This window comes from Pseudomonas sp. Y3 TE3536 (assembly GCF_053629175.1).
Genome location: NZ_JBRJHU010000001.1, coordinates 3186757 through 3206636 on the forward strand (window position 1 = coordinate 3186757; position 19880 = coordinate 3206636).

At 64.2% G+C, this 19880-nt stretch carries 11 protein-coding genes; 3 read left to right on the forward strand and 8 right to left on the reverse strand.

The genetic code is table 11. The features are described from left to right. Positions 1 to 67: 67 nt before the first annotated feature. The 3 genes from AB7M33_RS14470 to AB7M33_RS14480 form a co-directional block, all read right to left on the reverse strand. Positions 68 to 2479: a glucose/quinate/shikimate family membrane-bound PQQ-dependent dehydrogenase gene (locus AB7M33_RS14470; RefSeq protein ID WP_099430282.1), complete on the reverse strand. Its 2412-nt coding sequence runs from the start codon at positions 2477 to 2479 to the stop codon at positions 68 to 70. Between the two features lie 31 nt (positions 2480 to 2510). Further along, positions 2511 to 3845 (reverse strand): carbohydrate porin, encoded by a 1335-nt coding sequence (locus tag AB7M33_RS14475; protein ID WP_454243020.1) that lies wholly within the window; start codon positions 3843 to 3845, stop codon positions 2511 to 2513. Between the two features lie 320 nt (positions 3846 to 4165). Continuing rightward, a complete protein-coding gene (locus AB7M33_RS14480) occupies positions 4166 to 6217 on the reverse strand; it encodes a TonB-dependent receptor (protein ID WP_454243021.1) in 2052 nt (683 codons plus the stop codon). A gap of 164 nt (positions 6218 to 6381) precedes the next feature. Here AB7M33_RS14480 and AB7M33_RS14485 point away from each other — a divergent pair, with 164 nt between their 5' ends. Together AB7M33_RS14485 and AB7M33_RS14490 are read left to right on the forward strand one after the other, a co-directional pair. Next, positions 6382 to 6603 (forward strand): VF530 family protein, encoded by a 222-nt coding sequence (locus AB7M33_RS14485; RefSeq protein ID WP_027594165.1) that lies wholly within the window; start codon positions 6382 to 6384, stop codon positions 6601 to 6603. 1 nt (position 6604) lies between these two features. Further along, positions 6605 to 7246, forward strand: a complete 642-nt coding sequence (locus AB7M33_RS14490) for a Pr6Pr family membrane protein (RefSeq protein ID WP_085273570.1) — start codon at positions 6605 to 6607, stop codon at positions 7244 to 7246. A gap of 171 nt (positions 7247 to 7417) precedes the next feature. On the opposite strand, the gene AB7M33_RS14495 is transcribed toward AB7M33_RS14490, so the two are convergent. The 3 genes from AB7M33_RS14495 to AB7M33_RS14505 form a co-directional block, all read right to left on the reverse strand. After that, the gene (locus tag AB7M33_RS14495; RefSeq protein ID WP_454243022.1) at positions 7418 to 8179 is read right to left on the reverse strand and encodes a siderophore-interacting protein; all 762 of its coding nucleotides are present in this window, start codon (positions 8177 to 8179) and stop codon (positions 7418 to 7420) included. Continuing rightward, positions 8172 to 8717: a PadR family transcriptional regulator gene (locus tag AB7M33_RS14500; RefSeq protein WP_027594168.1), complete on the reverse strand. Its 546-nt coding sequence runs from the start codon at positions 8715 to 8717 to the stop codon at positions 8172 to 8174. Before AB7M33_RS14500 ends, AB7M33_RS14495 begins: the two co-directional genes overlap by 8 nt. An 87-nt stretch (positions 8718 to 8804) precedes the next feature. Further along, positions 8805 to 11942 carry a transglycosylase domain-containing protein gene (locus AB7M33_RS14505; RefSeq protein WP_099430279.1) on the reverse strand — a complete coding sequence of 1046 codons (3138 nt, stop codon included), beginning with the start codon at positions 11940 to 11942 and terminating at the stop codon, positions 8805 to 8807. 418 nt (positions 11943 to 12360) lie between these two features. Between AB7M33_RS14505 and AB7M33_RS14510 the strand changes: the two genes are divergently transcribed. Further along, complete coding sequence (locus AB7M33_RS14510) at positions 12361 to 13779, forward strand: amino acid permease (RefSeq protein ID WP_099455156.1); 1419 nt, start codon at positions 12361 to 12363, stop codon at positions 13777 to 13779. A 38-nt stretch (positions 13780 to 13817) separates the two neighbouring features. Here AB7M33_RS14510 and AB7M33_RS14515 read toward each other — a convergent pair whose 3' ends face one another. Together AB7M33_RS14515 and AB7M33_RS14520 are read right to left on the reverse strand one after the other, a co-directional pair. Further along, entirely contained in the window at positions 13818 to 15437 is a 1620-nt protein-coding gene (locus AB7M33_RS14515) for an FMN-binding glutamate synthase family protein (protein WP_027594171.1), read from the reverse strand. A gap of 110 nt (positions 15438 to 15547) precedes the next feature. Continuing rightward, entirely contained in the window at positions 15548 to 19828 is a 4281-nt protein-coding gene (locus tag AB7M33_RS14520; protein ID WP_454243023.1) for a DEAD/DEAH box helicase, read from the reverse strand. Positions 19829 to 19880 lie beyond the last annotated feature (52 nt).

Below are 19880 nucleotides of genomic sequence, written 5' to 3' on the forward strand. Positions count from 1 at the left end.
CTGCAAAAAAAAACGGGGCCCTGCAGGCCCCGCTTTCTCTTGTGGCTTGTAGCTTGCCGCTAGAAGCTTAGTCGGCGAGTTTGTAAGCGATGATGTAATCACCCATCTTGGTGCCCAGCGAGCCGTGGCCGCCAGCGGTCACCAGCACGTACTGCTTGCCGTCCTTGCCGCTGTAGGTCATCGGCGTGGCCTGGCCACCGGCCGGCAGGCGGGCTTTCCACAGCTCTTTACCGTTGTTGGTGTCGTAGGCACGCAGGTACTGGTCCAGGGTGCCGCTGAGGAAGCCGACGCCGCCTGCGGTAACGATCGAACCGCCCATGCTCGGCACGCCTACCGGCAGGCCGATTGGCACAGGTGTGCTGTCGCGGGTGGTGCCGTTCTTGTGCTTCCACACGACCTTGTTGGTGAACAGGTCGATGGCCGCCACATAGCCCCAGGCAGGCGCCTGGCATGGTACGCCCAGCGGCGACATGAACGGGTGCATGGTCACCGCGTACGGTGCGCCGGTGTTGGGCTGCACGCCGCTGGTCTCGCTTTCGCGCTTGCTGCCGGCGGCCACTTGCTCGCGCGGCACCATCTTCGACACGAAGGCCATGTAGTTGGGCGAGGTGAACAGCAACTGGCGTACCGGGTCGACCGACACGCTGCCCCAGTTGAACACGCCGACGTTACCTGGGTAGATCAGCGAACCCTGCTCGGACGGCGGGGTGTACTGGCCTTCGTAACGCAGTTCGCGGAACTGGATGCGGCACAGCATCTGGTCGAACGGTGTGGCGCCCCACATGGCCTGTTCGGTCAGCTCAGGGCCGAGCAGGTTGAGGTCGGAGCGGGCCTGGGTCGGCGAGGTGTGGTCGCCTTTCACGGCGCCTTGCGGGGTCGGGATCTCACGGATCGGCACGATTGGCGTGCCGTCGCGGCGGTCCAGCACATACAGGCTGCCCTGCTTGGTCGGCACGATGATCGCCGGCTTCACGCCATCGGCGGTCTTCAGGTGGACCAAGGTTGGCTGGCTGCCGACGTCCATGTCCCACAGGTCGTGGTGGGTGAACTGGTAGTTCCAGCGGGCCTTGCCGGTGGTCAGGTCGAGGGCGACAACACCTGCGCTGTACTTTTCCGCGCCGGGGGTGCGGTCGGCGCCCCATTGGTCGGGGGTCTGGTTGCCCAGCGGCAGGTAGATCATGCCGAGGTCTTCATCGACGCTGGCGATCGACCACATGTTTGCCGAGTTGCGGCTGTAGGTCTTGCCGGGTGCCAGAGGCTTGGTGTCGTCCGGGTTGTTGCTGTCCCAGTTCCACACCAGGTGGCCGTCGTGCACGTCGTAGGCGCGGATGACGCCGGAGGGCTCGTTGGTCGACTCGTTGTCGGTGACATGGCCGCCGATGATCACCAGATCACGGGTGATCGCCGCCGGCGAAGTGGAGTAGTAGCCGCCGGCGGTGAATGGGCCGATGCCGGTGGTCAGGTCGATCACGCCCTGGTTGGCGAAGCCTTCGCAGACCTTGCCGTTGTCGGCGTTGATGGCGATCAGGCGGGCGTCGGCGGTGGGCAGGTACAGGCGGCGTGGGCAGGCCTGGGCGACAGTCTTGCCGGCATCGGTGATTTTCGGTGCTGGGCTGCCATCACGGCTGACGTAGTTGTTCTCGTCATAGTACGAGACGCCGCGGCAGGTCATGTGGGCGAAGCCCTTGAAGGTACCGACCGGGCTCTTGACCTGCGGGTCGTAGCGCCAGATTTCGGCGCCGGTGTCCGGGTCCAGGGCCAGCAGCTTGCTGTGCGCGGTGCAGGCGTAGAGCATGCCGTTGACCTTCAGCGGGGTGTTCTGGTTGGTCAGCTCCACCGGGTCGTTGTCGGTCGGCAGGTCGCCGGTACGGATGCGCCAGGCTTCTTCCAGGCGGTAGGCGTTCTGCGGGGTGATCTGGCGCAGCGGCGAATAGCGGTCACCATGCTCGGTGCGGCCGTAGGCCTGCCATTCGCCGTCGGGCATGGCCGGCGCGGCGCTGGCCATCTCGCTGCTCTCGCGGCCCAGTTCGCCGAACACTTCACCCGGGTGGGTGAACTGGCTGCCCAGGGCGCAGGCACCGGAGGCGACCACGGCGACGCTGAGCAGCGCGGTGTTGGCCTTGGCGGCCGGGCCGATCAGTGGGCGACGTGCCCAAGGCAGCAGCAGGACCACGCCAATGGCGAACCAGATGGCCAGGCGCGGCACCAGTTGCCACCAGTCCAGGCCCACTTCCAGCAATGCCCAGGCGGTGCTGCCGAGCAGCACCAGGCCGTACAGCCCGAGGGCGATGCGGCGCTGGGCCAGCAGCAGGATACCGGACAGGGCAAAGCCGATGCCGGCGATCAGGTAATACAGCGACCCCCCCAGCTGGCTCAGCTTGATGCCGCCAGCCAGCAGGGCCAGGCCCATCAGCAACAGCAGCACGCCCAGAAGGCGCGGTAGCCAGCGGGTTCCATTCTTGGCACCGTCAGTGCTCATCGTAGGTTCTCCGTTATGTCAAAAGGTTGATTCAGAAAGTGCTTTGGATCTTCAGGCCGCCGATCAGCGCATCGTCAACCTGCGACACCCCGCCCGGGTGGCGGATGTACTGCAGGTTGGGGCGCACTGTGAGCCAGTCGGCCAAGTGAATGCCGTAGTACAGCTCGGCGCTGTACTCCGTGTCCTGCACGGGCAGGAAGCCAGGGTTGTCGTAGTCGTCGAGGCCGGCGGCCTGGTTGGCCAGGCGGGCGTTCTTGCGGTAGGCCGGGTTGACGTGCACGCGGGCGAGGGCGAAGCCGATGTCGTCCTTGGCGCGGGCATCGAAGGGCCCTTTGTATACCAGTCCTGCCTGAACATAGTTGTCGATGGCATTGGTCTTCTTGTCGTGCAAAGTGGCGTTGGCGAACAGGCTCAGGCCACGCGACTGGTCGGACGCCAGCGAGGTGACCTGCTGCTGGGCGCCGAGCCACATGCCGTGCTTGCTCGAACGGCTGCGGTAGGCGGCGCCACTGAGCGCAGCCGGCTGGCCGTTGCTGTCGTCGAGCACATCGTGTGCCTTGGCATTACTGTAGTAGTAGCCGGCGCGATATTCCCCTTTCAGGCCATTGACCTGTGGGCTCCACACCAGTTCGACCGGCAGGATGGCGCCCTGGGTGCCGCTGCCACTGAGCTTGAAACCGTTGCCCGATTCCAGGTTGGAAGGGTTTTGCTCGTACACGCCGACTTGGGCATAGAGTGCGTCGGTGAGGTTGTAGCGCACGCGCAGGGCCCATTGGCTGACGGGCCAGTTGTACCAGATGCTGCCAACCCAGTTGCCTACCTGCGAGCCGCAGAAGGCCAGGTTCTGGAAGTCGCAGGGGAAGCTGTTGAAGTCTTCGCCTTCACCGAAACGGCCGAATTTGACGTCCAGTGCGCCGTCAAAGTACTTCTGTTTGACCCACAGTTGCGTGAGCCGCCAGGTTTCACCGCGGCCCCAGACTTCCTGGGCAGAGGTGAAGCCGCCGACACGCGGGTCGTTGATGCGGTCGTTGCTGATGTTGTCGCCGTGGCGCTCGGTGAGGGTCAGCTGGAATTCGGTGTCGTTCCAGCCAAAGATTTTTTCCAGGTCCAGGTGGCTACCGAAGGTGAACTGGTCGCTGTAGCGCGCGGTACGGTCGTGGTCGAAGCCGCCGTGCAGGTTGCTGCCCATCTCGCCGGTATAGCCGAGGGTGAAGTCGTAACCTTTTGCCAGTAATTCACTGCGGGTGCCGCCCCAATCGCCCAGCATCCACGGGGAATCGCTGGCGAACATTTCGCTGGCGCTGGCAGGGGTTGCACAGGCGGTGAGGGCAAGGCCGATGAAACAGGTTTTGGGCAGCTGGAACATGAGATAGCGCTATCTTTTGATTATTGAACAAACGACAAGGGCATCGAAGGGCGGGCCCTTCAATGGAAATGACAACAAGGTGGAGTCGATGAAGCGATTCAGCTTGCGGCGGGGAGGATATAGGGGAAGTTGTAAGAAAAAAAGACAAATTGTCGCAGTTGATTGTTGTCGATCCGGTAACAGTGCCGTTTGTAGGAGCAGCCTTGTGCTGCGAAGAGGCCGGTGAAATCAGTGAAGATTTGCTGTGTTAGCTCAGGCCTCTTCGCAGCACAAGGCTGCTCCTACACGCGAATTGGGGCGCAGGGCGCCCCGATGGCAGCTCAAAACGTCGTACGCAGCCCCACTTCCACACTGCGCCCCGGCGCTGGCGCAATATCCCGCAGAATCGAGCTGGCATAGCGCACCGTCTGATCCGTCAGGTTTTCACCCCGCACGAAGGCCAGCCACTCGCTTTGCCCGATGTCGAAGCGATAGCCCACACTCGCGCCCAGCGTGGTGTAGCCATCGGTGCTGGTTTCGTTGGCCGGTGTGCGATGTTGCGACGCGGCATGCTGCACATCGACCCGCGCCTGCCAGCGGTCCAGTGCCCAGACCAGGCCGCTGTTCAACCGCAGCGGTGCGATTCGTGGCAATGGCTCGCCACTGTCGAGGTTCTTGGCACGGGTGTAGTCGCCGGACAGCTCCAGCGCGAAGCTGCCATAGCGGTTCTCGACCAGTTGCCAGCGGTCTTGCGCCTCGATGCCATAGAAGCGCGCCCGCACGCCCTGATACTGGTATTCCGGGAAGCCGTCATGGTCGTGATCATGATCGTGGTCATGCTCATCCTCGCCATGGTCGTGGTCATGGCCCTCACGCAGGTTGCCTGTGCCGATCAGGCCAATGTAGTTGCGAAAGTGGCTGTAGAAGACCCCGACGCTGCCTTTGTGAGTGCCGTTGTCGAAGCGCAGGGCCAAGTCGCCGGAAATGGCCTTTTCCTTGTTCAGGCTGGCATCGCCCACCTCGTAAGCCCCGGTGGCCACATGCGCACCGTTGGCATACAGCTCATAGAAGGTTGGGGCGCGCTCGGTGTAGCCAAGGTTGGCGGCCAGTGTCCAGACCGGGTCGAGCTGGTACACCGCCCCGGAGGACAGGCTGAAGGCATTGAAGGTGCTGGCGCTGTCGGCCGCGGCAAACGTCTCGTTGCCCTTGGCATCCGGGTCGACGCGGGTGTGCTCCAAACGCGCGCCCAGGCTCAAGTTCAGGCGCTCGGTGGCCTGCCATTGCTCAAGCATGAACAGCGCCAGGCTGTCGGTATCGGTATGCGGGACGAACGCTTCCTCCCCCAGTGCCGAGAACTCGTTACGGCTGACCTGGGCACCGATCACCCCTTCAACCGGCCCGAGTGGCTGATGACGCGCCTCGATGCGTGCCTCGTAGCCCTTGTTCTTGAAGGTGGTGTGCACCTCGCCTTCTTCGATTTCGCTGTGCTCGTAGTCGGTATAGCCGGCATCGACCTTGACCGAGCTGAACGGGCCTTCGAGGTCACGCAGTTCAGAGGCGAATGCGTAGTGGTCTTGCTGCATGTCCAGGCGTACCCCGGGTTCGGCCACCGAGCCGTAGTTGCTGTCGTAGCGGCTGTAGGACAGGCCGGCATAGCCATGGTCCCACTGGTAAGAGCCGCCGACGGCGCCCCCGTCCTGACGCCCGTCGCTGTTCTCCAGGCGGTGTTTGCTGCCCGGCTCGTCGGCGTCACGCACCTTTGAGCTGCGCGCGTAACCAGGGATGCGCAAATCGTTGAACTGGCGGCTGTTGGCGTCCAGGTGCAGGGCGAAGGCGCCGTTGCCGGCTTCCAGTTTACCGGCGCTGCTGCGGGTGGTGTCGGCGCCGCCATAACGCAGTTCGCCCGCCCCGTGGATGCCTTCGATCGGCGCATCGGGGATGCGGTTATCGAAGGTATTGACCACACCGCCAATGGCATTGCCGCCATAGAGCAGGGCAGCGGGCCCGCGGACGATTTCGACCCGCTCCACGGTCACCGGGTCGAGCGGTACGGCGTGATCGTAGGACAGCGACGAGGCATCCAGTGCACCGACGCCGTTGCGCAGGATGCGGATGCGGTCGCCGTCCAGGCCGCGGATTACCGGGCGGCTGGCGCCAGGGCCGAACCAGGTAGAGGCGACGCCTGGCTGTTTGTTCAGGGTTTCACCGAGGCTGCCGTGTTGCTGTTGCAGCAGGTTGTCGCCTTCGAGGACCGTGCTCGGGGCGGCCAGTTGGCGATTGCCCAGCGGGTTGGCGGTGATGACCTGGGGTTCGAGTTCAACGGCCTGGCTGGGTGATGAGGCCAGCCACAGCGCGACGGCAAGGGGGGAGAGGCGGAGCGGGATGTACAGCATGGGGATGGGGCGTTCCTTGGCAGAGGCTTTTGTATTGTTACTGTATAACGTTGCTATTTCAGCATAAGGCTTTCGCCTCTGGCCAGCGGTTTTTCAAGCGACCTGAGTCCCCTGGCCACTACACTCGTGTAAGGTGCGCACCTTTCCCACGCTGGAGCACTGGCATGAGCACGGCCCAACACAACGCGCTGCACGGCAAGACCCTGGAGCAGATCCTCACCGAACTGGTGGCTCACTACGAATGGCAGGGCCTTGCCGAGCGCGTCGATGTGCGTTGCTTCAAGAGCAACCCGACCATCAAGTCGAGCCTGACCTTCTTGCGCAAGACGCCCTGGGCGCGGGAGAAGGTCGAACAGCTGTACGTAAAGCTGCAGCGCAAGGCCTGAGGTGCGGCGCCATCCGTGGCTGAGCCTGGCCGCCGTACTCGGTTGGTTCGGCCTTGCGGTGCAGGTTTATCTGGTGCTGTTGGCGCGCTGGCAGGAACAGGCCAGCCTGATTGGCGGCCTGGTCAACGTGTTTGGTTATTTCACCGTGCTGACCAACACCCTGGTGGCGACGGTGCTGAGTTATGCCGCGTTTGGCCGGGAGGGCAGCGCCAGGCGCTTCTTTCTGTTGCCGTCGGTCAGCTCCGCCGTGGCGGCCAGCATCGTGCTGGTGGCATTGGCTTACAGCGTGCTGCTGCGCCACTTGTGGCAACCCGAGGGCTGGCAATGGCTGGCAGACGAGTTGCTGCATGATGTGATGCCGGCGTTGTTCGTTCTGTACTGGTGGTTCGCGGTGCCCAAGGGCCATTTGCGGCTGTGGCACCTGGCGGGCTGGGCGCTGTACCCGGCGGGGTACTTTGCCTATGCGCTGTGGCGGGGCAGTGAGATTGGCGTGTATGCCTACCCCTTCATCGATGTGGCGAGCCTCGGGTATGGGCGGGTGATGCTCAATGCCCTCGGGGTGTTGGCGGGGTTCTGGGGGATCGGGCTGGTGTTGCTGGGGTTGGACCGCTGGCGCGGCCGGCAGTTGGCCGTCAGCGTGTAAGAGCAGCCTTGTGCTGCGAAGAGGCCAGTGGCATCACTGAAGAACTGGGTGATGCTACTGGCCTCTTCGCAGCACAAGGCTGCTCCTACACAAAGCTGAGCTGCGCCCCAGATGTTGGGCACCCGTCCATTATCTGGTGCGAAGCTCAAGCGCGTTAGGCGAGAGCGGCGCTTACTCGTCGTCCGCAGTACCGTCCGCCCGCCAGTAGGCCGCTGCCTTCAAGGCATCCTCCGGCACGCCTTTTTCCAGCAGCAACGCCTTGGCCTGGCGGGTCAGGGCTTTCTCCAGCGCCACCCAACCGTACAGCCTGCCTTGTGGCAAGGTCAGGTTCTTCAGCAGGGCGAGCAGGTCCTCTTCCTGGCGCCGGACCCAGATCACATCCACCTGTGCCTTGCTTGGCAGCGGCTGGCGTTCCTGTTCGTCTTCGATCTGGATTACCGCCAGCACGTGCCGGCCCGCGGGCAGTTCTTCAAGGCGGCGGCCGATAGCGGGGATTGCCGTCTCGTCACCGATCAGCAGGTAGCTGTCGAAGATATCCGGTACCACCAACGAGGCCCGTGGGCCGGCGATGTTCAGGTGTTGGCCTGGCGCAGCCTGGGCGGCCCAGGTGGAGGCAGGGCCATCACCGTGAAGGACGAAGTCGATGTCCAGTTCGTTGGCCTCCAGGTCGATGCGCCGTGGCGTGTATTCGCGCATGGTGGGCCGTGCGCCGCCGTCGCGGCCCAGGTTACGGGCGTCGATGGCTTGCTGTTGCGCCGGCGTTTCGGCAAACAGCAGCTTTACATGATCGTCGGTACCGACGCTGGTAAAGCCCGCCAGTTCCGCGCCGCCCAGGGTGATACGGCGCATGCGTGGGGTCAGGTCGGTGACGCGCAGCACGTCAAGGCGGCGCTGGCGGATTTCGTGGTTGACGCGGTGAATGGTGTCACTCATGGGTGTTCTCCGTAACGGCATCGTCCGGCCCGGAGGCAATGGCCTTGGCCGTGTTGTTAAGCAGGTCGCGGACCCGTTCGATTTCTTCCGGTGTCCAGCGCCCGCTGTGCATGTGCAGCGCATGGCGCAGGTTGCCGACCGCTTCGTGGATCTCAGGTGGGCGGTCGTGCCCGCGCAGGGCGCGTTTGCTGACTTCGATGCGCATACGCACGCCGTCGAGGGCAACCGCCTGCTCGGCCAGGGCGGTGCGGCCGGCATCGGTGATGGCGTACAGGCGTTTGCTGCCCTGGACCTGGCCGCTGATCAGCTCGGCCTCTTCAAGGAAGTTGAGGGTCGGGTAGATGACGCCGGGGCTTGGGCTGTAGCTGCCGTCGAACAGGTTCTCGATCTGGCGGATCAAGTCATAACCGTGGCCAGGTTGCTCAGCCAGCAGGGCCAGCATCAGCAGCTTGAGGTCGCCGGGGGCGAAGACGCGAGGGCCGCGTTCGCCGCGGCCGGGGCGGCGCTCGAAAGGATCGTGGGGTGCAGGGTCGCGCATCAACATGGGCTCCGTCTTGTGCGATATATCTTAAGATATTACTCAAGATATATCTAAAGACAAGCCCTGAATGCCAATGATTATCATCTAAATGTTAGATGAGTCGCTCCCGTGCATCGCAACCTGCGGCGCTTTGCATTCATTCGGGTTGCCCGGCTGCAGGTACGGCATGAGGATCGGCGCCATGCCCTTTAGCACTTGCACGGGCAATGCCGAGGTGAACTTGAACGCTTCAGCCGAGCGCCCTGGCACGAATGCGGTCAATGTGCCGAAGTGGTTATCGCCCAGGAAGAACACGAAGGTGGCGGTGCGGTTCAGCGAACGCGAGCCGATCAAGCGGCCCCCGGCACCGAAGCTTTCGATGCGGTTGTCGCCGGTACCGGTCTTGCCGCCCATCACCAGCGGTGTACCGTCCTGCAGCTTGAAGCTGCCGGAAATACGCCGTGCCGTCCCCGCGTCGACCACTTGCGACATGGCGCCTTTGAGGGCCCGCGCAACCTCCACCGGGAGGATCCGCTGGCCGCGGTCGGGGTCACTCACCAACTTGGTCTCGTAGGGGGTGTTGGCGGCGAAGTGCAGGGTGTCGATGCGCAAGGTCGGCAGGCGCACGCCGTCGTTCTGAATGATGCCGACCAGTTCGGAAAGGGCGGCCGGGCGGTCACCCGAGCTGCCGATGGCGGTGGCCAGCGACGGTACCAGGTGGTCGAACGGATAGCCCACGCGCTTCCAGCGCTGGTGGATGTCGAGGAACGCTTCGATCTCGACCATGGTGCGGATACGGCTGTCGCGTGCACCCTGATGGCGGCTCTTGAACAGCCAGCCATACACCTCCTGGCGTTCGAAGCGGCTGGCATTGACCATTTCGGTCAGCGTCGAGCTTGGGTGCTTGAGCAGGTAACCGAGCAGCCACAGGTCCAGCGGGTGGACCTTGGCGATGTAGCCCTGGTCGGGCAAGTCGTACTTGCCCGGGCCGTAGGCGTCGTACATTTCCGACAGGCGACCGTCGGTGAGTTTGCCCAGGGCAATCTTGTCGTCCTTGCTGTGCGCGCGCACGAAGGCGTTGAAGGTTTCCTGGCCGGCTTCGGGGAACAGGTAGCGGTGCACCGCCGCCAGGCGCTGCGGGGTCACGCGCATGCTGTCGAGGAAGGTGTCCAGGCGTTGTTGCGAGGTTTTGCGCTGGTACTTCTTCCAGAAGCGCATCAGGTAGTTGGTACCCTCCTTGTCGGCGAAACGGGCCAGGTATTCCTGGCGGCGGGGGTCGGCGTCATCCTTGAGCAGCGGTACCCGATTGAACGGCTGTTGATAGGTGACGTAGCGCACCAGGTCGCGCATCAGGCGGATGAACGGCAGGTTGATCGATTCGCGCAGGGCGATCTTCAGCGTTGGGTTGCGGCTGTTGTCTTCCTTGCGGAAGTTGTTGAACACGTGCATGCCACCCCCGGTGAAGAAGGCTTCGCCGGTGTTGGCCGAGTACTTGCGTTCCAGGGCGGCGTCGAGCATGGCATCGAGGTTCTGGTCCTTGCTGTTTTGCATCAGCCATTCCAGTGACCACTGGGTGATGCGGTCCAGTTCGGCCACCTCGACCTTCTTCAGTTCGGCGGCGGGCTTGCCGGCATACTTGTCGTGCAGCTCGGCGATGATTTCCAGGTAGGTGGTGAGCACCCGCAGCTTGGCTGTCGAGCCCAATTCCAGCTTGCTGCCTTCGTTGATGTCGAACGGCTGGTCGGTGCTGTCGGTCTGCACCCGCACCCTGGATCCATCGGCGGTGCGCTCGAACAGCGTGAAGCTGTAGCGCACCTGGTCGGTGGTCTTGGTGGTCAGCAGGCGCTCGCCGATCAGCCCGATCTGCGCTGCGAACTCAGGGTCCGAGAGGTTCTTCAGGTACTGGCTTACCTGCATCTGCAGGTCAGCCTGCAGTGTGCTGGTGGCCGACAGGTCGAGGCGGTCGAGGTCGTACAGCGGGCGGTTGAGCATGGCCGCTAGGCGATTGCGGGCGAGGCTGATGCCCTTGTTGGTGATGATCGGCACGATGGTCGGTTGTGCCACCCAATCGCGATATACCGCCTTGCTGGCCAGCGCCGCATCGGCCAGCGGCTGGTCGATGACTTTGTTGGCGGCGAGCACGCGGACATGGGAATCGGTGAGCTCGGCCAGTTCGACCCGGCCTTTGGACAGGTAATGCGAGGGGCGACGCTGGGCGATCATCAGCGACAGCACCTGGCGCAGCGCAAGGCCACGCGCCGCGAGGCTTTCGGGGTCGCTGGCGGTCGACAGCAGGGCCTGGTTGACCTGGTCGAAATCGGCGCCGTACCAGACCCGCAAGCCCTCAGCCATGCCATGCACTTCACCATGGCCGGGCACCGCCGAGAGCGGCACGCTGTTGAGGTAGTCGCGCACGATGCGCTGCCGGGCCTCGGTGGTGTCCGGGCCGCCCTGGTAGGCACGCACGCTGGCGGACACCATCTGGCGGATCTTCTCAGCGCCGGACACGGTCAGGCCATCCGGCGAGTGGCGGTACTTCTCCAGCTGCGTCGCCAGGGTACTGCCACCGGCCGACTGGCCGGGCAAGGCAAAGTACTTGGCCACCTGGCTGTAGGCGGCCTTGGCGAAGCGCGGCCAGTCGACGGCCGGGTTGTTGCGCGGGTCGGTGGTGTCGAGCAGGTCGCGGTTTTCGATGAACAACAAGCTGTTGACCATCACCGGCGGGATCGCTGCGAAGTCCGGGTACAGGTGTTGCGGGTAGTTGTACTGGTACAGCGTGTCGCCACGGCAGTCGGTAATCGACAGGCCAGCCTGGATCTTCTCGATATAAGGGGCGAACAGGCCGTGATCGACGTAGTCCATCAACGCGGGCGAGAACTGCACCTGTTCACTGATCAGGTAGTCACGTTTGAGGAGCCGCGGCAGGAATTCGCCCAGCGCGCTGTAGCCCAGGCGTTTGTCGAACGGGCCTTCACCGGGGTAGACGATGGCATCGCTGGGGCCTGGCTGCAGCGAGTAGGTCAGGGTGGTGGCGAGCTTGCTGAACTCCCGCGATTGCAGGTTGGAGGTGCGGAATTCGTCATAGGCGGCAAAGCCCAGGGCGATGAGGGCCACCAGCAGGATCAGAATGATCAGCCGCCACCAGAGCCGACGCTGACGTGGGGACTTTGCAGGTGGCGTCTCGGCCGGAGGGGTTGCGGGTGCTTCCGTTCTGGTTGGTTCCGATTGCCACAGTGCGCCCATAGTCTTCAATCCGGCCAGGTATTTTCGTCTTGCTTGTCTGAAGCTTAGACGTTGACCGGGTTGGGTGAAAAATTTGTAGGAAGGCGAGAAAAGTGGCGTAGGGATATGCGGCTTTGGTGTGGGTTTCGGGGCCAGGTGATGTTGATAAGGTGTCGCCCTGAATCTGCGGCGTGTAACAGCCTCAGAACCCTATCAGCAGTGGAATAGACCCGAGATTTCTCGCCAAATTTCCCCGTTTATACAGTGAAAATCCCTACAGGTAGCTTCCTATACTGCTCGCCCCTTCGACCTGCCGGACGCTCTACTCCGGCACACGGGCCGGCCCACAAGGCCAACCCGGCCAATCAACGCCCCGCCTATCGGCGCGGCAGTTGCGGCACGAAGGTCAAATCCAATAACAAAATGAGGTTGTATTGCTATGCCAGTCGGCAACCACCCTGCCCATGCCGAGACCGCACAAGGCGGCCCTCTCAAGCGTGAACTGGGCGAACGGCACATCCGTCTTATGGCGCTGGGCGCCTGTATCGGTGTCGGTCTCTTCCTCGGTTCGGCCAAAGCCATCGAAATGGCCGGCCCTGCCATCATGCTTTCCTACATCATCGGTGGCCTGGCCATCCTGGTCATCATGCGCGCCCTCGGTGAGATGGCCGTGCACAACCCCGTTGCCGGCTCGTTCAGCCGCTACGCCCAGGACTACCTTGGGCCATTGGCCGGTTTTCTCACCGGCTGGAACTACTGGTTCTTGTGGCTGGTGACCTGCGTGGCGGAAATCACCGCGGTGGCCATCTACATGGGCATCTGGTTCCCCGACGTACCCCGCTGGATCTGGGCCTTGGCGGCGCTGGGCAGCATGGGTGCGGTCAACCTGATTGCGGTCAAGGCGTTCGGTGAGTTCGAGTTCTGGTTCGCCCTGATCAAGATCGTCACCATCATTGCCATGGTCCTCGGGGGCATCGGCATCATTGCCTTCGGCCTGGGCAACGACGGCGTGGCGGTGGGCATTTCCAACCTGTGGAGCAATGGCGGCTTCATGCCCAACGGCGTGACCGGTGTGCTGATGTCGCTGCAGATGGTGATGTTTGCCTACCTGGGCGTGGAAATGATCGGCCTGACCGCCGGCGAAGCGCGCAACCCGCAAAAAACCATCCCCCAGGCCATCGGCTCGGTGTTCTGGCGCATCCTGCTGTTCTATGTGGGCGCGCTGTTCGTGATCCTGTCGATCTACCCATGGAACGAGATCGGCAGCCAGGGCAGCCCGTTCGTGATGACCTTCGAGCGCCTCGGTATCAAGACTGCGGCCGGCATCATCAACTTCGTGGTCATCACGGCGGCGCTGTCGTCGTGCAACGGCGGCATCTTCAGCACTGGGCGCATGCTCTACAGCCTGGCGCAAAATGGCCAGGCCCCGGCGACCTTTGCCCGCACCTCGAAAAACGGTGTGCCGCGCAATGCGTTGCTGCTGTCGATTGGCGCACTGCTGCTGGGCGTGCTGGCCAACTACCTGGTGCCGGAGAAAGTCTTCGTCTGGGTGACCTCGATCGCCACCTTCGGCGCGATCTGGACCTGGGTGATGATCCTGCTGGCGCAGCTCAAATTCCGCGCCGGGCTGTCGACTGCCGAGCGCAAGGCGTTGAAATACCGCATGTGGCTGTGGCCGCTCAGCTCCTACCTGGCACTGGCTTTTCTGGTGCTGGTGGTGGGGCTGATGGCGTATTTCGAGGATACCCGCGTGGCGCTGTACATCGGGCCGGCGTTCCTGGTCTTGCTGACCGCCTTGTACTACACCTTCCGCCTGGCGCCGAAGGAAGCGCAAGGGGTAGCGAGCACCGCATCGTGATGTGAACTGGCTGGGGCCGCAGAGCGGCCCCAGCCATGTCAGGCTGCCACCTCACTGTTCGGCTCGAAGCTGTCCGCCCTGGCCAGCTGCCACATCCGCGAATAAAACTGCCCATTCACCTCGCCGGTCAGCAACTCGCCCGGCTTGAGGAATACGTGCATCTGCGAGAACAGCTTGATCTCCGTGGCCGATACGCGCCGTACCAGGTGCTTGGCCTCCAGTTGCGCGGGGTGGTCCAGGCCGGCCGCTGCCAGCATTTCGGCCAGGGCGCGCAGGGTGTTGTGGTGGAAGTTCAGCACCCGTTGGGCTTTGTCCGGCACCACCAGCGCACGCTGGCGCAACGGGTCTTGCGTGGCCACGCCAGTCGGGCACTTGTTGGTGTGGCAGCTTTGCGACTGGATGCAGCCAATGGCGAACATGAAGCCGCGCGCCGAGTTGGCCCAGTCGGCGCCGATGGCCAGCACGCTGGCGATATCGAACGCGCTGACGATCTTGCCACTGGCGCCAAGCTTGATCTTGTCGCGCAGGTTCAGGCCCACCAGGGTGTTATGCACGAACAGCAGGCCTTCGCGCAGGGGGACGCCGATGTGGTCGGTGAACTCTACCGGCGCAGCACCGGTGCCGCCTTCCTTGCCGTCGACGACGATGAAGTCGGGCAGGATGCCGGTTTCCAGCATGGCCTTGGCGATGCCCATGAACTCCCACGGGTGGCCCAGGCAGAACTTGAAGCCGACCGGCTTGCCGTCCGACAGCTCACGCAGTTGGGCGATGAACTGCATCATTTCTATCGGGGTGGAGAAGGCGCTGTGGCGTGACGGCGAAATGCAGTCCTCGCCCATGAGCACGCCGCGGGTTTCGGCAATCTCCTGGGTCACTTTGTGCTTGGGCAGGATGCCGCCGTGGCCTGGCTTGGCGCCCTGGCTCATCTTGATCTCGATCATGCGTACCTGCGGGCTGCGTGCCTGGGCGGCGAAGCGCTCGGGGTCGAAGCGCCCGTCAGGCGTGCGGCAGCCAAAATAGCCGCTGCCCAGCTCCCAGACCAGGTCGCCACCGTGTTCCCGGTGGTAAGGGCTGATGCTGCCTTCGCCGGTATCGTGGTGGAAGTTGCCCAGCTTGGCGCCCTGGTTAAGGGCGCGGATGGCGTTGGCGCTGAGTGAGCCGAAGCTCATGGCGGAAATGTTGAAGATCGACGCCGAATACGGCTGCCGGCACTGCGGCCCGCCGACGATGACGCGGAAGCTCGCCGGGTCGGTCAGCGGTGCCGGGCGCATGGAGTGGCCGATGAATTCGAAGCCGGACTCATACACGTCGATCAGGGTACCGAAGGGTTTGTCCGAGGCTTCGTTCTTGGCCCGGGCATAGACCAGCGAGCGTTGCGCGCGGGAGAAGGGCAGGGCGTCGCTGTCGGCTTCGAGCAGGTACTGGCGAATCTCTGGGCGAATGCCCTCGACCAGGTAACGGATGTTGCCGAGGATCGGGTAGTTGCGGCGTACGGCGTGGCGTTGCTGCAGCAAGTCGAACACACCGATCAGGCTGAGCACGGCAGTGGTCAGGGTGAACGGCCACAACCACTCATGGTGGGTGAACGGCAGGCTCGCCAGGGTGAACAATACACAGGCGGCGAAGAAGGCGTAGCGGCTGAGAAGTGACAGGCTCATACGGGGTCCTTGCGATGGCGCGGTCAGGCTCAGGGCCTGGGGCAAACCCCGACCATAGCCCGGTTGGGCGATGCTGAAAATGAAAATCGGGGTATCGAAAATCATTCGCTTCAGCGTGCATCGCTCAACAACCTGCGGCGCCAGGTGTCCTGTTCCTCCACCGAGGCCTCGATGAGGAACTGGTAACGCCCGGCGACTCGCACCGCCACCGGCACGCCATCGCGGTACAGCAAGCGGTTACCGCTCACCGCGGGTAGTTTCGCCCCTGGCAGCAATGACCCGACCACATTGAGCGGGTCGCTGGCGCTGACCATCACCAGTGCGCCCTCCGGCTCACGCCGGCGCACTTGCCGCAACAGGCCCACAGCCTCTGGCAAGGCGAACTGCTCACCGGCCAGCCCAGCAATGAAGCGCCCACCCCGGATTTCGCCGCGGGCCTCCAGGCGGTGATAGCAACGCAGCAATTCGCGCCAGGGCGGCAATACATCACTTTCCCGCTCCAGCAGCCGCCAGCAGATCACCCCATAGCGGCGCAAGAGGGCGCGGGCGATGTGCTCCAGACGCTGGCTTTCGCCTATTGCAGCAGTGCCCCTGCGCAACAGCGCCCAGCGGCCGGCGTGGGCCATGCTGGTGGAGAGGGGGGCATGGCCGCGCCTGCTGGTGCGCGAGGTGCGTTTTGCCGCTGGCGTGATCAGGCTGCGCAGCCCGGTAAAGCTGTCGGCACCCACCAGGCCGAAGCCCACCAGCGCCTGCAATGCGGTTTCCAGTTCGCTGGGCAGCAGGTGGGCTTCCTGCGTCAGTTCATCGAAGAACAACGCCCCATGCGCCTGCAACACGTCATGCACGCGTTGCGCCCGCGGGCCGAGCTCGTCTACTGCCGGTACGGGCGCCAGGCTGCGCCAGAGGCCCAGGTGTTCGCGCGGCAACAGCACCAGCGGTGTACTGGCCAAGGTCGTGCTGGCCACCGTGGTTGCTAGCCGGCTCCAGGCAAACTGCCCGCTGCGGCAGGTGTCGTCGAGCCAGTGCGGGCTGTAGTCCTGGATGCGTGCCGGCAGCAGCTCCGCCTCCCAGGCGCCGGCCGCAGCGGGGAAGCCCTGCAACTGTGTCAGCACTTCAGCCACGGACTGTGGCCCGCGCAGGCGCTCGTCTGCGGCCAGGTGCTGCCAGTCGAACAGAAAACGCATGAAGTCTTGCAGGCTGACCGGTTCGATCTCCCGGCGCAGGCGTTTGACCGTGTAGCGGTGGATGCGCGCCAGCAAGTGCCGTTCGCACCACTGCAGCTGTTGTTCCGCAGGCCTGAAATAGCCGCGCAACACGTAGCCTTCGGCTTCCAGGCGGGCCAGGGCCTGTTCGATGTCTGGCTGCGGCTTGCCTAGCGGGGTAGCGATCTGCGCGACGGTTTGCGGGCCGTGGCCACTTAAGCGGGCACGCAGCAGTTCGCTTAGCGCATTGTCCGCCTCGATGGTTTGCTCGAAGCCTGGCAGCACGTTTAGCGCAGGTTCGGTGGCTGAACCTGGATACACACGTTGCAGTAGGCTCAGGCGTTCACGCGCCAGCCACAGCTGTTGACCCGGCAGGCGCAAGGCGCGCCCTGCTTTGGCCAGTTGCCGAAGCAGTAAATCCCAATGGGCGTTGGCCTGCACTTCATGGGCAGTGATGGCCCCCAGGCTCATCAACGCTTCGTGCATCTCGTCGGCGTTAGCCGCTTGCGGCCAGGCCTCGCTCTCTACGGCGGCGATGGCATCGGTGTCCAGGGCGCCCAGGTCATCCGCGCTGTGCAGTTCGTTCCAGCGCCGGTTGAGCACGGCCTGGGTGCGTCGCTCTTCCAGGGGCGCATCGTCAAGAAAGGCGTAGGGCCTGGCGTTGAGGATGGCCGAGGCCAGTGGCGACGGGGCCGGCAGGTCACGGCTGAGCAAGCGCACCTCACCGCCTTCGATGCGGCGCAGCAAGGCCAGCCAGCCTTCGCTGTCCATGGCTTCGTGCAGGCAGTCGTCGAGGGTCTGCTCGACCAGCGGATGATCCGGAATCTGCCGTTCGCCGGCGATGTTTTCCAGGCAGGCGATCTGGTCGGGGAACACCGAAGCGATCAGGTCCTCGCTTTTCATCCGCTGGAGCTGCGGGGCCACCTTGCGCCCACCGATGAAGCGCGGCAAGGCCATGGCCACGGCAGCGTTCCAGCGCCAGCGCACGCCGAACAAGGGCGCATCGAGCAGGGCCTGGATGAGGAGCTGTTCGGCGCTGCGGCTGGACAGGTAGCGCCACACCTCATCCAGCGCAAAACTGTGGCTGGTGGACAGCGACAGGACGATGGCATCTTCGCTGGCCGCTGCCTGCAGCTCGAAATTGAAGGTGCGGCAAAAGCGCTTGCGCAGGGCCAGGCCCCAGGCACGGTTGATGCGGCTGCCATAGGGCGAGTGGATGATCAGCTGGGTACCGCCGGACTCATCGAAGAAGCGCTCCATGATCAGCGTCTGTTGCGAGGGCAGGGCGCCCAGCACGTCGCGGGTGCGCCCCAGGTAATCGAGCACCTGGCTGGCGCTGTCTTCGCCCAGTTCGAAGGTGCGCTGCAGCCAGGCCAGCACGGCGGTACTGTCGGCGCCGGGCAACCCCAGTCGCTCATCAATGCGTGCCTGCAGCCGAGCGACCGCGGCGGACAATTCGTCACTGCGCCCCGGTGCTTCGCCCAGCCAGAAGGGGATGGTCGGCGGCAGGCCATGGGCGTCTTCTACCCGCACCCGGCCCGATTCGACGCGCAAAATCCGGTAGGAGGCGTTGCCCAACTGGAAAATATCGCCGGCAATGCTTTCCACAGCGAAGTCTTCATTGACGCTGCCAATGTTCAGCGCCTGCGGCTCGAGTAGCACGGCGTAGTCGGCGGTTTCGGGGATAGTCCCGCCACTGGTCAGCGCAGTCAGTTGGCTGCCGCGGCGGCCGCGCAAGGTGCCGCTGACCGCGTCGCGGTGCAGGTAGGCGCTACGGACGCCCTGGCGGCCGTTATAGCCTTCGGCGAGCATGCGCAGTAGCGCCTGGTAATGGTTGACGTCGAGTTCGGCGTAAGGCGTTGCCTGGCGCAGGCAGTCGAACAGCGCTTGTTCCTGCCAGGGCTGATTACTGGTTTCGGCGACAATCTGCTGGGCCAGCACGTCGAGGGGCGCAGTGGGAATGTGCAGTTGGTCGAGCTCCCCGTGGCGCACGCAGTCCAGCAGGGCGATGCATTCGATCAAGTCGTCGCGTGAAGTGGGGAACAGGCGCCCTTTGGGGATGCCCTCGACCTGGTGCCCAGAGCGCCCGACGCGTTGCAAGAAGGCCGCGATCGAGCCGGGTGAAGCGATCTGGCAGACCAGGTCGACATCGCCGATGTCGATGCCCAACTCCAGTGACGCCGTGGCCACCAGCACCTGCAACTGGCCGGTTTTCAGGCGCTGTTCCGCATCCAGGCGCAGTTCCTTGGCCAGGCTGCCGTGGTGGGCGGCCACCGCGTCCTTGCCCAGGCGGTCGCTGAGGTGGCGGGTCAGGCGTTCGGCCAGGCGCCGGGTGTTGACGAACACCAGCGTGGTGCGGTGCTCGCGGGCTAGGGCTGCCAGGCGGTCATAAACCAGGTTCCACACGTCCGTGGCCATTACCGCGCCCAAGGGCACGGGCGGCACCTCGAGGGCCAGGTCGCGCTGGCGGGCGTGGCCAATGTCGACAATCGCGCAAGGGCGCTGATGGCCGACCAGAAATTGCGCCACGCGCTCGACCGGCCGCTGGGTGGCCGACAGGCCAATGCGACGCAACGGCCGCCCGCTCAGCGCCTGCAGGCGCTCCAGGGTCAGTGCCAGGTGGGCCCCCCGTTTGTTGCCGGCCAGGGCATGGATCTCATCGACGATCACCGTGTGCACGCTGGCCAGGCCCGCGCGGCCCGAGGCCGAACCCATCAGCACATAGAGTGATTCCGGCGTGGTCACCAGGATATGCGGGGCCAGCTTGCGCATGGCTGCACGTTCTTTTTGCGGTGTATCGCCGGTGCGCACTGCGGTGCTGATGCGGGGCGGCTTGAGGCTCTGGTCTTCCAGCGCCTGGCTGATGCCTTCGAGCGGCGCTTGCAGGTTCAGGCGAATATCGTTGGACAGCGCCTTGAGCGGCGAGACATACACCACTTGGGTGCACGCGGGCAGTTCGCCGCCGTGTTCGAGGCCTTGGCAGAACAGTTCGTCGAGCACGGCCAGAAAGGCGCTCAAGGTCTTGCCGGAGCCGGTCGGTGCGGCCAGCAGCATCGACTGGCCGCCGTGAATCAATGGCCAGGCACGCGCCTGGGCGTCGGTGACCGTGGCGAAATGGCGACGGAACCAGGTGCCGACGGCGGGGTGGAACAGCGCCAGCACCGGGTGCTGTTGGGCGGGTAGGTTCATGTGTTGGTTATGGCGGGTGGGCGGCCGGTTGGCAAGGGGCCGTTCGTCTGTG